The organism is Sphingomonas koreensis (assembly GCF_002797435.1).
GTDB lineage: Bacteria > Pseudomonadota > Alphaproteobacteria > Sphingomonadales > Sphingomonadaceae > Sphingomonas > Sphingomonas koreensis.
The window spans coordinates 3,271,414-3,285,777 of sequence record NZ_PGEN01000001.1; the positions used below are offsets into that span (position 1 = coordinate 3,271,414).

A 14,364-nucleotide genomic window follows, 5' to 3' on the forward strand; every position below is an offset into this window, starting at 1 on the left:
TTGTAGGGATGGGGTTCAGTTCTGGAGCAGGAGGATCAGCGGCGTGGTCAGCACCGGCAGGATCGTCAGCATGTCGCGGAACAGGCGACGCCCCGGGGAATCGCCGACGATCACGACGTCGTTTGCGAAAATCTCGGGATCGGCATACGCGCCGCGGCGGATCGCCTTGAGGTTATAAAGCGCGGCGTAACGCTGGCCGTTGACCGTGCGGAACACCACGACATCGTCGAGCTTGGCGTTCTCAGTGACGCCCTTTGCGGTCGAGACCGCGCGCATCAGCGTCATGCGACCGACCACCGGATAGAGGCCGGGTGAGCCGACCTGCCCGTCCACGGTGACGACCTGGCTCACGGTCTCGCGCAGATTCACGGTCACCTGGGGATCGCGCACATAGTTGGTGCGCAGCCGATCGGCGATCATCCGCTCGACCTCGGCCGGCGTCTTGCCGCCGGCTTCGACTACCCCGGCGAGCGGGAAGGAGAAGCGTCCGCCCGCGTCCGCCTGCACGTCCTTGCGGCTCAGATTGTCGATGCCGAAGACGTCGATGGTCAGCTTGTCGAACGGCCCGATCAAATAGGGGCGATTCTGGTCGAACATATCCGCGCGCGTCGGCGCCGGCAGCTCTCCGGTCTGGGCTACCTGAACGGCGGTGGTGCCGTCCTTCAGTCCGATTCGGGGCGTTCCCGAACAGGCAGCAAGCGAGAGCGAAAGCGTCAGAATAAGGGCGCGAGCGATCATATTAGCCTACAATGGAGAGTGAGAGCCGGATAACCGATAACGATCGCCGCTTCCAACATTTTCGGTGTCCTGAGCCTTGCGCGCGACGGCGCCCTCGATCCACACCATGAGCAGCACGGCGATGCATGCGAGCGAGGGAACGCGCAGCGGATAATCGGCGATGCTGGCGAGCAGCAGCGTCACCAGCAGCACCGATCCGAGCCGGGCGAGGGCGGTCCGGCCGTTCGCCGGCTGGCGCCACACCTGCCAGGTCCGCACCAGCACCAGCACCACCGCCGCCGCCGCGAGCAGCACCGCCGGCAGCCCCCCAGTCACCAGCAACTCGAGCGGGTCGTTATGGGCGTGGTTGAAATAGCTCGGCTTCAGCAGCGCGAACGGCTCGTCCAGCTTGTAGGTCTCGACGAACGAGCCCAGGCCCGAGCCGAAGGGGAAATACTGCCACGCCATCGCCAGCGCCGCCTGCCATGCCGGCATGCGCGCATCCTCACGCACATCTTGTGCCACCAGCCCTTCCACCGCGGGCACGTCGGCAAGGAACGCGACCAGCAGTGCCATCGCCGCCACGCCGGCAATGCCCGCCGCATAGCGTCCCCAGCGGGGTCCCCGGGCGGGTTTGGTCTTGCCGCGTGCCTCCGCCTGCGGCTTGCGGTAGAGCAAGGGCACCGCCGCGATGCAGAGCAGGCCGGCGAGCACGCCCGCGCGCGATCCGGCGAGTAGCAGGATCGGCGGTACGACCAGCGCGGCTGCGGCTGCGGCGATCAGCCTCACTCGGTCGCCTTCGGTCGTCCGCGCACGCGCGGCCCAATAGGCCAGCATCGGCAGCATGCATGCCGCGAACACCGCGAAATGGTTGCGGTTGGCGAAAATGCCGACCGGCGATCCATAGTTGGTGATGCGATAGAAATAGAGCGGGCCGGTGGCCGGCCCTAGCAACTGCAGCGTACCGAGCAGCGCCGAGCACAGCCCGATGACGAGCAGCACGGGCACCAGCGCGCCGCGCTCCTCGGCGTCGAGCTGCACCACCAGCAGCAGCGTGGTGAGTGGCACGAGCAGCGCGAAGAAGGCGTTCCAGCTCTGCTTGGGCGCCAGGCTCAGCGGGCGCCACAGCTCGCCGGCATCGGTCAGCCGGTCGATCTCCACCACGATCCCGCGTCCGGGCAGCGCCTGCCACAGCGCGGGCGGCAGCGGCAGCATGTGGAGCAGCACCAGCGCCAGCGCCGCGCCGAACAGCGCGAACAGCGGCCAGTAGCGTACCACCGCCTCCCGCTGCAGCCGCCACAGTGCATAACCGCCGATCAGCACCGCCGCCGGGCGCAGCAGCATCAGCGAGAGCGTGTCGGGGCGCGCGCTGCCGCCCAGCAGTGCGACCAGGGCAATATAGCCGGTGAGCACCCAGAACAGGATCGAGCGCTGCGCTAGATATCGCATGACGGGCAAACTTCAGGCTCCTGTGGGTTGCGAAAGTTTAGTGGCGCATCGGATGGTTTGTTACCTGTAGTAGCTGCGGTACCACTCGATGAACGCGCGCACGCCGTTTTCCACGGTGGTTGATGGCGCGAAGCCGGTGAGGTTGCGCAGCAGCTCGGGCGAGGCTTCGGTCGCGGGAACGTCGCCGGCCTGCATCGGCAGGAAGTTCTTCCGCGCTTCCTTCCCAAGCGCCGCCTCCAGCGCGGCGATATAGTCCATCAGCGGGGTCGGTGTGCCGCCGCCGATATTGACCACGCGGAACGGCGCCACCGGCGACAGGCTGTCGCCCGCCACCGCCGTCTGCTCCGGCACCGCGCCGATCAGCGCGACGATCGCCGCGGTGAGGTCGGCGATATAGGTGAAGTCGCGCGCCATCTCGCCATTGTTGTAAACGTCGATCGGCTCGTCCGCGAGGATCGCTTTGGCGAACTTGAACAGCGCCATATCGGGCCGGCCCCATGGGCCGTAGACGGTGAAGAAGCGGAAGAAGGTCGTCGGGATCCCGAACAGATGGCTGTAGCTGTGCCCGATCAACTCGGTCGCGCCCTTGGTCGCGGCATAGAGGCTCATCGGCGTTTGCGTGCGCTGGCTCTCCGCGAACGGCATCTCTGTGTTCGCGCCATAGACCGAGCTGGTCGAGGCAGCGAGGAAGTGGCGTACCGGATGGTGGCGCGCCAGCTCGAGCAGGTGGAAGGTGCCTGTGACGTTGGTGCTGACATAGTCAGCGGGATGCTCGATCGAATAGCGCACCCCGGCCTGAGCGGCGAGGTGGGCGACCGCGTCCGGCGCGAAGCCGCGCCACGCCTTGCCCAACGCATCGGCATCCTCGATCGACAGCCGCGCCAGTGTGAAGCCCGGATAGTCGGCGAGGATCGCGTTGCGCGCTTCCTTGAGCGACACGTCGTAATAGGGCGTGAAATTGTCGACCCCCAGCACTTGCGCGCCTGCGTCGAGCAGCTGGCGCGCGACATGGAAGCCGATGAAGCCGGCGGAACCGGTGACGAGGACGCGGCGGTTGGCGAGATCGGCGGGGTTGATGGTCATGGCGCTAGGCAGATGACGTGACGCCGCCGTTAAGTCCAGCCCCGCCAAAGCGTTTGACGCCGCCACGCGCGGCTGAGACCACCGAGGTATGATCCGGAAGCTCCCCGCGTTCGCCCGATCCTGGCATGCCGTGCGCGATGCCCGCGTGCGCTCCGAAGTGGCTACCGCGCCTGTTCGCCGCCGCGCGCGATCTCCTCGCCGGCGTGTCCGCCCTCAGCATCCTCTCCTTCGGGGGCGCTGCGGGGGGAGGAGGTGGTCACGCTGTGCCACTATTTCCCTGATGCCATGCTCACCGACGCCGGGCTCAACCGCGCGCTGCTGGGCGCCTGCCGCCTGCCCGCCGATTCGCGCCGCCGCTTCATCGCCTCGAGCAATGCCGCGATCGCCGAGCACGGCCCCTATGACGCGATCTTCTGCATGGCCGTGCTCACCCTCCGCCCGCGCGAGGTGGAGGATCGCGACGTGCGCAACATCGCCGCGTTCTATCCCTTCGCCCATTTCGCACAGGCGCTGCGCTTACTCGCCGCGCAGCTTGCCCGCGGCGGGGTGCTGGTGGTCGAGCAAGCACACTACCGCGCTGAGGATGCGCTGGCCAGAACCGGTGCTGGAGGCCGGGGTAGGCCTCGCCAGCGGCGCGCGCTTCGGTCTCGGTGGCGAGCGGATCGAGCCGCGGCCGGTGATCGCGCGTATCTTCCGCCGCGCCTGAGGGCCGTCCCGCAACTGCGCGGCCCCCCTTCCTCGCCGCCCGCCATTGCGCTATGCGCGGCTGGATGACGATCAAACCGCTTCGCAAGGCCGTGTTCCCCGTCGGCGGGCTCGGCACCCGTTTCCTCCCCGCGACCAAGGCGCTCCCCAAGGAGATGCTGCCCGTCGTCGATCGCCCGCTGATCCAGTATGCGGTGGACGAGGCGCTGGAGGCGGGGATCGAGCAGATCATCTTTGTCACCGGCCGCGGCAAGAGCGCGATCGAGGATCATTTCGACATCTCCTACGAGCTGGAGACGACGATGGCCGCGCGCGGCAAGCCGCTCGACGTGCTCGACGGTACCCGGTTGAAGCCCGGCGCGATCGCCTATGTCCGCCAGCAGGAGCCGATGGGCCTCGGCCATGCCGTTTGGTGCGCGCGCGACATCGTCGGGGACGAGCCGTTCGCGGTCCTCCTCGCCGACGATTTCATGGTTTCGGCACAGGGGCAGCGCGGCTGCCTGCGCCAGATGGTCGAGGCTTACAACAAGGTCGGCGGCAACCTCCTCTGCGCGCAGCAAGTCGCCGAGGACCAGACCGACAAATATGGCGTGATCACCCCCGGCACCCGCGACGGCACGCTCACCGAGGTCAAGGGCCTGGTCGAAAAGCCTAAAGCCGGCACCGCCCCCAGCAACCTCGCCGTGATCGGCCGCTACATCCTCCAGCCCGAAGTGATGCGCGTGCTAGAGGGGCAGGAAAAGGGCGCCGGCGGCGAGATCCAGCTGACCGACGCGATGGCCCGCATGATCGGCGGCCAGCCCTTCCACGGCGTCACCTTCCAGGGCGTGCGCTACGATTGCGGCGACAAGGCGGGCTATGCGCAGGCGAACCTGGCGCTGGCGCTGAGCCGCGAGGATATCGGGCCCGCGGTGCGGGAGTTCGCGAAGGGGTTGCTGGGGTAGGGCGATCCGGCCTGCCCTAAGCGGCAGGAATTGCTTGACTTGTTGGATTTTGTTCTATTTATGTTTCATCCCAGATGGGGCTGGGGTTCTTTGTAGGTGGCCCAATTGGTTATCTTCTAGGGTTGTGATGATGTGACTTTCGGGAGCCGTCGGGCGGAAAAAGTCGCAACCTTTAAATCAACTCTTTGTTGAATCCTTGGATGTAAACACGTACATCGCAATCGACGGCGCTTAGAGGTGGGAACCGCTACCCCACACACTTCGGGAAACTGGAGTAGAGGCCTTGAGCCGAGAGATCGCGGTTGGCAACGCGCATAGCAGCTGTCAAACTTATGGGGGAGCCTTATGGCTCCCCCTCCTATTTCAGGTACAGAGCGTGGAGTGATCCTCGAAGGCGTCGAGTGAGGATGTCCTGCTCACTAATGGCGTATCCTGTCCTAACGTTGTAAGTTCCGTGTTCGCTTGGTTCCAAGCCAATTGCAATGAGCAATGGCTGCATCCCCTCTCCGCGTTGCACACGTCGCACGAGGTAGAAATTCCCGCCTTGCTTTGGATCTTGCCCCGCCCACGTGGGTGATCGAATGATTTCAATGATGTTGGCTTTGACTGCCTCGTAGTCATCTGGGTGATCGAGTGCGATGTGTTCATGGGCCTTTTTGCTCACCCAAACGTCAGCGGAGTCGAGCTCTGTGCCCAGGGCGGCATTGATCATGTTGGCCGGTAAAGGGCCAACGCGGAACGCCTTAAACTTGGGCTTGATCAGCTTGCCAGTCACCGCCTTGTTCCTCTGCCTGCCCTCCCTTTAGTGAGAAATCTTTCGTGGAACAATAGGATAAATTCAAACGCTTTGACAAATTATTCCAAACGCGATAATTGGGGTGGGTAACGGAGGTCGACATGGCAGAGCGTAGCCCCAATTTTCCTCAACTCTCACTTGGAGAGGCGATCGACAGCGTAAGGTTGATCTATCAACGAGAGGGGCGTTCCAAGATGCCCAAGTTGTCGGCCGTCAAGCCGCTTGGGTATACAAGCATAAATGGACGATCTCTGGGCGTGCTTGCCGCCCTTCGAGCTTATGGGTTGCTCGATGGTAGAGGGGATGATGTGCGAGTTAGTGACGACGCGCTCACCATTCTAAATGCGCCAAAAGACGACCCCGAGCGGGCTGAGGCTTTAACTCGAGCTTTCGAGGGGCCGCCCGCATTTGCCGTATTGCGTTCCAAAGAAGGGGCTAGCTCTGACACGCTGCGCTGGCACCTTATTAAGGCGAACTTTCGCGAAGATGCCGCGGATAAGTTGATCAAGGTGTTTCTCGAAAGTCGTGACCTTGTAAACGCGGAAACAGAGGGATATGCTCCGGAAGCCGTCCAGGCACACGCTACGGCCGATCCCGTACATCAGGCCATGGTGGACGTGGCCAAGGGGCTCTTCGATGCTCCGGGTGGCGGCATTGCTGCCAAAGTGGTTGGCGGCCAGCGAGGTGAGTTGGCCATGGGCGTACAAGAGCGAGTGCTGCAATCTGGTATGCTGTCGAAAGTAGCCAGCTATCGTGTGATTGTTTCTGGCCCGGTGGGTGAGGCCGAGATTGATCGTCTCATAAGAAAGCTTGAGATGGACAAGGAGATTTTGGCTGACCCGGACCCCACGACTTCCATAGACGGCAATGTAGATCCGTTATCTTAGAGCTGGCTTTGCTACACTCCAATGTAGGCAGTGGGTGTGTTTCCGCGCCATCGGCTGCGGCCTGCTTGCAATGTTGGAATTCATTTGCTTGCATCGCTGTGCAACGTGCCGGCCGCTCTTTGAGTCCGTCGATTTGCACAGCCGAATGAGGCTGCCAAAAACCCCTCCGACAAAGGCGACCAAGTTGACAGAATGAATCGCGTTCCGCGTAACATCGTCAACTTCGCGAGTAAGATCAGTCCGCGCTCTGATCAAGCTCCTTCAACCCCGCATAGCCCGGCTTGAACGTCCACCCCGTCACCCACGCAACCAGTCGCGGCACGGGGGCGTTGCGCTCCATCCACTCCGAATATTCGCGGTACGCCGGGTCGGCGCCGAGGTGCTTTTCCTCGGTCTTGGCGCGGATGTAATAGACGCCGCTCACCGCGGCGAGCAGCACCGTCGCGCGCACCGCGTCGTACAGGCTGCCCGTGGTCACCAGCAGCGGGCAGGTGCTGATCCACCAGAACAGGTTCTTCGAGAGGTACGCCGGGTGCCGCGTCCACGCATAGGGCCCGTGGGTGATGATCCCGCGATGCGTGAGGTTGGAGAAGCGGAAGCCAAACGCCATCGTCGCCCAGGCATAGATCGCGGTCAGCGCCACCAGCACTGCGCCCACGATCCACAGCAAGATGTCGTATCCCGCCAGCCAGTGCGTCCAGTCCGACGTGCCGGGATGATAGTCCAGCGGGCCGCCATTCCCCATCAGGATGAACGGCGGGTAGCAGATCAGCGCGAACGCCCAGCCCGCGGCATAGGGGTTGGCGGTGCGGATATGGCTGTCGAGCGGGCGGAAGGTGAGGATATACCCCACCGTCGCGAAGGCGACGTCGAGCATGAACATGCCCGTGATCAGCCAGTTGGCCAGCGCGATCGGGTTGTTCAGGATGCCGTCGGTGCTCGCGCGCACGAACTGGCTGTACCCCGGCGGCACGATCGCGAGCATGAAGGCGAGGAAGAACGCCTTCACCGCCCAGCTGCGCAGATGGTTGTGGATCGCTTCCTCGTCGATCGGCTCGTCCTTGTTGCCGAGCAGCCATGCGCCCAGCATCCATGCGCCGTCCTTCGGCTTCTCCAGCCGCCGGTCGATCCACAGGACATAGGGGACGGAGAGGATGAACAGGCCAGGGGCCGCCATCTGGAAACACCACATGGCAAAGGCGAAATTGCCCTCCCAGTAGAAGCGGCACACCGAATAGATCGCGGCGATCCCGCCCCAGGTCAGCCACAGCCCCGCGATCTTGGTGATCGAGATGTCGAGCGTTTCCTTGAGTGGGCGCGGGTTTTCCCATTTGACGCCCGTCGACGGGTTGCGGTGGACCTTGTCCACCAGCAGCGCCCACAGCACCATCGGCACGCCGCCCGCGACCAGATTGACCAAGGCGGCATAGGGGCCGTCCAGCCCCTTCATCCGCGCAAAGACCAGCCAGCACGCCATGCCGGCCAGTCCCGCCAGCCCGCATCCGGTGCTGACCGCGGACTTTGGCCGCGGATCGGCCTTGGCCGGACTGGCAAGGTGGGCGTCGTGATACATCCCGTCCCGCATAGCCCGCGAATGGTAAGCAAGCCATGAAGGGTGTTTCAACGCCCAATTCCTGTGCGTGCCGGGGAAGACTTTGTTGGCACTTTACCTTGCCGCCCGGCCGCGCCTAAAGGTGTAACATCATATCCTCCCCCTGCATTCGAGGCCTCTATGCGCCGCGCCTTCGCGCTCACTGCCCTGTTGCTCGCCACCGCCGCCACCGCCCAGAACAGCGCGCCCCAGCCGCTGCCGTTCGACAACCGCGTCCCGGCGCCGCGCGACACCGCCTATCCGGGCACGATCACGCTCAAGGTCGACGCGACCAACGTCCAGCAGGCGATCTATCGCGTGAAGCAGACCATTCCGGTCGCGCATGACGGCCATATGGTCCTGCTGATGCCCGCCTGGCTGCCCGGCAAGCACGCCGCGCGCGGCGAGGTGGAGAAGCTGGCGGGGCTCAAGATCAGCGCGGGCGGCAAGGCGGTGCCGTGGAAGCGCGACACCGTCGATGTCTGGGCCTTCCACGTCGACGTGCCGCGCGGCGCGAAGCAGCTCGATCTCGAATTCCAGTTCACCGGCGCCACCGCGAGCGATCAGGGCCGCGTCTCGATCGCGCCGGCGATGCTCAACCTCCAGTTCGAGCAGGTGAGCCTCTATCCGGCGGGCTGGTTCACCCGCCGCATCCCGATCCAGGCGACGGTAACCTACCCTGAGGGCTGGACCGCGGTGTCGGGCCTTCCCGCGAAGAAGCAGGGCGGATCTTACGTCTATGACAAGACCGATTACGAGACGCTGATCGACTCGCCGGTGTTCGCAGGCCGCAACTATCGCGAGTTCAAGCTGTCGGACCGCGTCGATCTCAACGTCTTCGCCGACGACCCGAAGGAGCTCGAGGCCAAGCCCGAGCAGATCGAGGCGCACCGCAAGCTCGTCGAGCAATCGGTGAAGCTGTTCGGCGCCCAGCATTACGACCGCTACGAATTCCTCCTCTCGATCAGCGACGAGATGGGCGGCATCGGGCTGGAGCATCACCGCAGCTCCGAGAACGGCGTGAAGCCCGGCTATTTCACCAAATGGAATGACGGCCCCGGCTCGCGCAACCTGCTGCCGCACGAGTTCGTGCACAGCTGGAACGGCAAGTTCCGCCGCGGTGCCGACAGCTGGGCGCCCGATTTCCGCACGCCGATGCGCAACTCGCTGCTGTGGGTGTATGAGGGTCAGACCCAGTTCTGGGGCTACATCCTCCAGGCGCGCTCGGGGATCGTGTCGAAGCAGGATACGCTCGACATGCTGGCGAACATCGCCGCCAGCCTCGACAACCGCCCCGCGCGGACGTGGCGCGCGCTGGTCGATACCACCAACGATCCGATCATCTCGGCGCGCCGGCCCAAGGGCTGGCTGAGCTGGCAGCGGTCGGAGGATTATTACAATGAAGGTCTGCTGATCTGGCTCGAGGTCGATTCCATGCTGCGCGCGCAGAGCGGCGGCAGGAAGTCGATGGACGATTTCGCCCGCGCCTTCTTCGGCATGCGCGACGGCGACTGGGGTGTGCTGACCTACAGGATCGAGGATGTCGCGGCGACCTTGAACGCGATCCAGCCCTATGACTGGGCCGGCTTCCTCAACCAGCGGCTCAACGGCCTGACCGAACGCGCGCCGCTCGCGGGCTTCGCCGCCAATGGCTACCGCCTGATCTACACCGATGAGCCGACCGCCGCGTTCAAGGATGGCGAGAAGCGCGCGGGGCGGGCCGACCTCAGCTATTCGCTCGGCCTGTCGGTGGGCAAGGGCGGGGCGATCGGCGCCGTCACCTGGGATTCGCCGGCGTTCGATGCGGGCCTCGATCTCGGCGACACGATCGTGGCGGTCGATGGCCGCGAATATTCCGACGATCGCCTCAAGGACGCGGTCCGCGCCGCGAAGGGCGGCAAGGACCCCATCAAGCTGCTCGTCAAGAGCGGCACGCGGTACCGTGAAATCGCCATCGACTATCACGACGGCCTGCGCTATCCGCGCCTCGAAAAAATCGGCACCGGAGAGGGTGGCCTGGATCGGTTGCTCGCCCCGCGCTGACGGGGAAGCCGAACCAACAGAGGAAGTTTAGATGCGCATCGACATGATTCCTGTCGGCGACAATCCGCCGCACAGCCTGAACGTCATCATCGAAGTCCCGACCGGCGGCGAGCCGGTGAAGTACGAGTTCGACAAGGCTTCGGGCGCGCTGTTCGTCGATCGTATCCTGCACACGCCGATGCGCTATCCGGCGAATTACGGTTTCGTGCCGCACACCCTGTCGCCCGACGGGGACCCGCTCGACGCGCTCGTCATCTCGCGCTCGCCGTTCATCCCGGGCTGCGTCGTGCGCGCGCGGCCGATCGGCGTCCTCAAGCTCGAGGACGAGGCCGGGGGCGACGAGAAGCTGATCTGCGTGCCCGTCGACACCACCTTCCCTTATTATTCGGACGTGGGCGAGCGGCAGGACCTGCCCTCGATCGTGCTCCAGCAGATCGAGCATTTCTTCAAACACTATAAGGACCTCGAGTCCGAGAAGTGGGTCCGCATCGGCCAGTGGGGCGATGCCGACGAAGCCCGCCGCATCGTCGTCGAGGCGATCGAGGCCGCGAAGAAGGCCAAGGCCGCCTGAACTCCCGCGCGCGCCGTCTGGCCACCCGCCTGCATCGCGCCTAGACTGGGCGGATGCGGGAGGGGGCTGACAGCACGCAACATCGCCGCGGGATCGGCAACCGGATCGCGCCGCCGCGCTTCCTGCTGTTCGCGGCGATCCTTGCCATCGGCTGCGCTGTCGCAATCCCGGCGCTCGGCGCCCGCTTCGGCGTGATGGTGGCCTTCGACGCCGCCGCGATCGTCTTCCTGCTCAGCTGCCTGTCGCTGTTCCGCTACGAATCGCGCCACATGCGCGCGGCGGCCCGGCGCAACGACGCCAACCGCGTCGCGCTGCTCGCCATCACCGGCGCGATCAGCCTGGCCGTCCTCGCCACCATCGCGAGCGTCCTGATTCCCGAAGGCGCGCCGCAGCCGCGCGGCCTGATCCTGGTCATCGCCACGCTCGCCATCTGCTGGCTGTTCGGCAATTCGGTCTATGCGCTGCATTACGCGCATCTCTTCTACACCGCACAGGGCGGTTCCGACGCAGGCGGGCTCGAATTCCCCGAAACCCGGGAGCCCGATTATTCGGATTTCGCCTATTTCGCCTATTGCCTGGGCATGACCTTCCAGACGAGCGACGTGACGATCACCACGCGGCCGATGCGGCGCGCGGTGACCTTCCACTGCCTTGCCGCATTCGTCTTCAACCTCGGCATCATCGCCTTCACGATCAACGCGCTCGGCGGGTAGGTTTGTTTTCCGCTCCGCGGAAACCGCACCGGCCCGCTCCCCCACCCGGCCACCCACGACCGTAATCTGATTGGGTGGCCGGGTGGGGGAGCGGGCCGGTGCGGCTACTTCAAACGAGTCTTCTTGGCTGGCGCGCGGCGCCCTGCCTCCAGCCCCAGCGCCGCCCATTCGCGCAGCGCATCGGCATCGTCGAACACATCGTCCGGCGCGCGGCGATAGTTCATGGTGGCGAGCCGGTCCTTCATCTGGAAGGTGAAGCGGTCGCATCCCGCCGCATCCCACACCGCATCGCTCTCGGCGTCCGCCTTGAACCACAAGACGTCGTCGCTGGAGATGATCGCGAACACCGTGCCGTCGAGATAGAGCGTCGCCCCGCCCATCATCTTGCGGTGGGTGAGGTTGCCCATCGGCTCGACCGCCTCGGCCACCCAGTCGAGAAGCCCCGCGTCAATCGCCATTGGCCAGCGCCTCGATCGCATCGATCTCCATCCGCCAGCGCTCCCAGCCATCGACCGGCCCGGCACCGATCGACCGGTAAAAGCCCTTGCCCAGCTCGTTCCAGTCGAGCACCGCCCATTCGAGCCGCGCCCCGCCGCGTTCGACCACCAGCCCCGCCAGCCGCGACAGCAGCGCGCGGCCCAGTCCCGAACCCCGCGCCGCGGGATCGACGAACAGGTCCTCCAGCCAGATCCCCGGCTTGCCCTCGAAGGTCGAGAAGGTCTGGAAGAACAACGCAAAGCCGCTCGGCACGCCATCGATCTCGCCGATCAGCACCTCGGCCGCCGGTCGTTCGCCGAACAGGTGCCCGCGCAGCACCGCGTCGTCGAAGCGGACCTCATGTGCGAGCTTCTCGTAATCGGCGAGCTTGCGGATGAAGTCCGCGACCAGATCGAAATCTTGCGCGCCGGCTTGTCGAATTGAGATCATGGGAGTTGCGCCTCGCTGTCGGCCACCGGGGCATGGTCGCGCCGCTGCGCGGCGAGGATGCACCCGCCGACGATCAGTGCCGCCCCGGCGACGGTGAAAAGGGATACGCGCTCGCCGAACACCACCCAGCCCCAGAGCGTCGCCCAGAGGAAGCCGGTATATTCGGTCGGCGCGAGATAGCTGGCCTCGGCATGGCGATAGGCCCAGGAAAGCAGGAACAGCGAGGCCGTCGCCAGCATCGCGGCAAGGATCAAAGCGGGCACCTCGCTGAGCGGGGGCGCCACCAGCAGCCAGGGAGCGGCGAGCAGATAGACGGCGGTGACGATGATCGTCTGGAAGAAGGCGACCTCGCCCGCCCCGGCGACCAGCGACTGCTGGCGCATCAGGATGATGTTCCAGGCATAGAAGACTGCGGAGGCGAGGATTGCGATCGCGCCCCAGAATGCCTGCGGTCCCAGTTCCGCGCGCGCCTGTCCCCACAGGATCACCAGCACGCCCGCAAACGCCATGGCGGTGGCGATGGCCGTTGCTCGCGTGATACGCTCCTTCAGGATCAGCGCGGCGAGGAACAGCGCGATGATCGGCGCGATGAAGGACAGGGCGATCGCCTGCGCCATCGGTACGCGCCCCAGCCCCCAGAAGAACAGGAAGGCCATGATGGCGGAGACGATGCCGCGCACGAGATGGATCCGCAGCACCGCGCGCGGCGGCATTCGCGGCCGCGACAGCGCATAGGGAATGCCGCTCACCACCGTTCCCGCCAGCATGCGCCAGGTGAGGGCGTTATAAGCGCCAAGACCGATCACCAGCCCCTTCATCACCGCGTCCATCGACGAGAAGATGGCGATGCCGAGCGCGGCGACGGCAAAGGCGAGGAGGGGGGAAACCGGGCGACTCACGCATCCGCGCTTGGCGGTCGCGCGGCGCCCGGTCAATCGCGGCTCAGCGCCGCTCCGCTTTTTCCTTCGCCAGCCGCTTGTCGAGCCGTTCGGTGTAGGTGGCCGCCAGCGTCCTGCATGCCTTTGCGTCGATCATCGGATTGGGCGTGCGTGCGCGTTCCAGCGCGGCGAGCTGTTCGAGCGTGTCGTTGGTCCCGGGATGGGAGGGGATGGCGATGTCGCAGCGCAGTCCGGCCAGTGCCGCAGCGCCGCGGCGGAGCAGCGCAACCCGCTCGGGGTGATCGGCGAAGCGATAGTGGTCGTCGCTGACCGGGTTGATGCTGGCGGAGAAGACGAAGGTTGCGCAGGACTTGCCCTCGCACGATTGCCACTGCCAGCTGGTGCTTCCCCGCGTGTGTCCCGGCGTCGCCCGCGCGACGATGGTCGTCCCGCCGATCCGCAGCGCCTCGCCATCGCGCACGCCGCGAATTCTCGAGACGCCGGGCATCGGCGCGTGGATGCTCGCTTGCGGATCGTCCTTGCCGACATTGCCGCGCTGGAGTTCCGCCACCGCCGCCTGTCCGGCGATCACCGTCGCGCCGCTGTCGCGCGCCAGTGCCGCTGCGCCACCGGCATGGTCCCAATGCGGCTCGGTGATCAGGATGTACTTGATCTGCTTCGGGTCGAAGCCGAGCGTGCGGATGTTCGCCTGGATGGCGCGCACCGCCTGCGGCACGCCGGCGTCGATCAGCACCAGCCCGGCATCGGTGCGGATCAGCACCACGCCCAGCCCTTCGAACCCGACATAATAGCTTTCCCCATGCATCCGCACCGGCGTCTGCGGCGTCAGCCATTGTCTGGCATACTCCTCCGCGATCGGGCGCAGCAGCGGGTCGTCGCGGTCCGCATCCTGCGCGGCCGCCGGGCCGGTCAGGGTCATCAGGGCCGCAATCAAGACGCCAGTTCTGCTCATCGCCATTCGCTCCGCTTCGGTATGTGAGGTCAGAGTGGCGAAGCTGCATACAGAGCACAAAGCATCAATTCTCGACTTAGCCATGAG

At 65.3% G+C, this 14,364-nt stretch carries 15 protein-coding genes; 6 read left to right on the top strand and 9 right to left on the bottom strand.

The window, feature by feature from the left end:
- Positions 1–15 precede the first annotated feature (15 nt).
- The 3 genes from BDW16_RS15455 to BDW16_RS15465 are packed head-to-tail and all read right to left on the bottom strand — an operon-like array spanning position 16 to position 3,249.
- Positions 16–738 (bottom strand): polysaccharide biosynthesis/export family protein, encoded by a 723-nt coding sequence (locus BDW16_RS15455; RefSeq protein WP_066573434.1) that lies wholly within the window; start codon positions 736–738, stop codon positions 16–18.
- Between the two features lie 6 nt (positions 739–744).
- Positions 745–2,166: an O-antigen ligase family protein gene (locus BDW16_RS15460; protein ID WP_066573439.1), complete on the bottom strand. Its 1,422-nt coding sequence runs from the start codon at positions 2,164–2,166 to the stop codon at positions 745–747.
- Positions 2,167–2,226: 60 nt separating this feature from the next.
- Positions 2,227–3,249 (bottom strand): NAD-dependent epimerase/dehydratase family protein, encoded by a 1,023-nt coding sequence (locus BDW16_RS15465; RefSeq protein WP_066573445.1) that lies wholly within the window; start codon positions 3,247–3,249, stop codon positions 2,227–2,229.
- A gap of 285 nt (positions 3,250–3,534) precedes the next feature.
- Here BDW16_RS15465 and BDW16_RS15470 point away from each other — a divergent pair, with 285 nt between their 5' ends.
- Entirely contained in the window at positions 3,535–4,023 is a 489-nt protein-coding gene (locus tag BDW16_RS15470; protein ID WP_100362782.1) for a hypothetical protein, read from the top strand.
- The gene (gene galU / locus BDW16_RS15475) at positions 4,020–4,898 is read left to right on the top strand and encodes a UTP--glucose-1-phosphate uridylyltransferase GalU (protein WP_066573944.1); all 879 of its coding nucleotides are present in this window, start codon (positions 4,020–4,022) and stop codon (positions 4,896–4,898) included. Before BDW16_RS15470 ends, galU begins: the two co-directional genes overlap by 4 nt.
- 358 nt (positions 4,899–5,256) lie before the next feature.
- On the opposite strand, the gene BDW16_RS15480 is transcribed toward galU, so the two are convergent.
- On the bottom strand, positions 5,257–5,673 hold the full coding sequence (locus BDW16_RS15480) for a PBECR3 domain-containing polyvalent protein (RefSeq protein ID WP_066573453.1): 417 nt from the start codon (positions 5,671–5,673) through the stop codon (positions 5,257–5,259).
- A 122-nt stretch (positions 5,674–5,795) separates the two neighbouring features.
- On the opposite strand from BDW16_RS15480, the gene BDW16_RS21125 reads away from it, so the two are divergent.
- Positions 5,796–6,581, top strand: coding sequence for a hypothetical protein (locus BDW16_RS21125; protein WP_125958806.1), 786 nt, complete (start codon positions 5,796–5,798; stop codon positions 6,579–6,581).
- Between the two features lie 235 nt (positions 6,582–6,816).
- On the opposite strand, the gene BDW16_RS15490 is transcribed toward BDW16_RS21125, so the two are convergent.
- The gene (locus tag BDW16_RS15490) at positions 6,817–8,154 is read right to left on the bottom strand and encodes a methyltransferase family protein (protein WP_174532025.1); all 1,338 of its coding nucleotides are present in this window, start codon (positions 8,152–8,154) and stop codon (positions 6,817–6,819) included.
- 159 nt (positions 8,155–8,313) lie between these two features.
- On the opposite strand from BDW16_RS15490, the gene BDW16_RS15495 reads away from it, so the two are divergent.
- The 3 genes from BDW16_RS15495 to BDW16_RS15505 are packed head-to-tail and all read left to right on the top strand — an operon-like array spanning position 8,314 to position 11,499.
- Positions 8,314–10,215, top strand: coding sequence for a M61 family metallopeptidase (locus BDW16_RS15495; protein ID WP_066573457.1), 1,902 nt, complete (start codon positions 8,314–8,316; stop codon positions 10,213–10,215).
- A 31-nt stretch (positions 10,216–10,246) separates the two neighbouring features.
- The gene (gene ppa, locus BDW16_RS15500; protein WP_066573459.1) at positions 10,247–10,786 is read left to right on the top strand and encodes an inorganic diphosphatase; all 540 of its coding nucleotides are present in this window, start codon (positions 10,247–10,249) and stop codon (positions 10,784–10,786) included.
- 53 nt (positions 10,787–10,839) lie between these two features.
- Positions 10,840–11,499, top strand: coding sequence for a DUF1345 domain-containing protein (locus tag BDW16_RS15505; protein ID WP_174532026.1), 660 nt, complete (start codon positions 10,840–10,842; stop codon positions 11,497–11,499).
- Between the two features lie 104 nt (positions 11,500–11,603).
- On the opposite strand, the gene BDW16_RS15510 is transcribed toward BDW16_RS15505, so the two are convergent.
- Genes BDW16_RS15510 through bla form a run of 4 tightly spaced genes read right to left on the bottom strand, consistent with a single transcriptional unit; the run spans position 11,604 to position 14,244 of the window.
- On the bottom strand, positions 11,604–11,957 hold the full coding sequence (locus BDW16_RS15510; protein ID WP_066573461.1) for a TfoX/Sxy family protein: 354 nt from the start codon (positions 11,955–11,957) through the stop codon (positions 11,604–11,606).
- Positions 11,947–12,426: a GNAT family N-acetyltransferase gene (locus BDW16_RS15515; protein ID WP_066573463.1), complete on the bottom strand. Its 480-nt coding sequence runs from the start codon at positions 12,424–12,426 to the stop codon at positions 11,947–11,949. Before BDW16_RS15515 ends, BDW16_RS15510 begins: the two co-directional genes overlap by 11 nt.
- Positions 12,423–13,325 (bottom strand): DMT family transporter, encoded by a 903-nt coding sequence (locus BDW16_RS15520; RefSeq protein ID WP_066573464.1) that lies wholly within the window; start codon positions 13,323–13,325, stop codon positions 12,423–12,425. Before BDW16_RS15520 ends, BDW16_RS15515 begins: the two co-directional genes overlap by 4 nt.
- Positions 13,326–13,368: 43 nt before the next feature.
- Positions 13,369–14,244 carry a subclass B3 metallo-beta-lactamase gene (gene bla / locus BDW16_RS15525; RefSeq protein ID WP_237241167.1) on the bottom strand — a complete coding sequence of 292 codons (876 nt, stop codon included), beginning with the start codon at positions 14,242–14,244 and terminating at the stop codon, positions 13,369–13,371.
- Between the last annotated feature and the right edge of the window lie 120 nt (positions 14,245–14,364).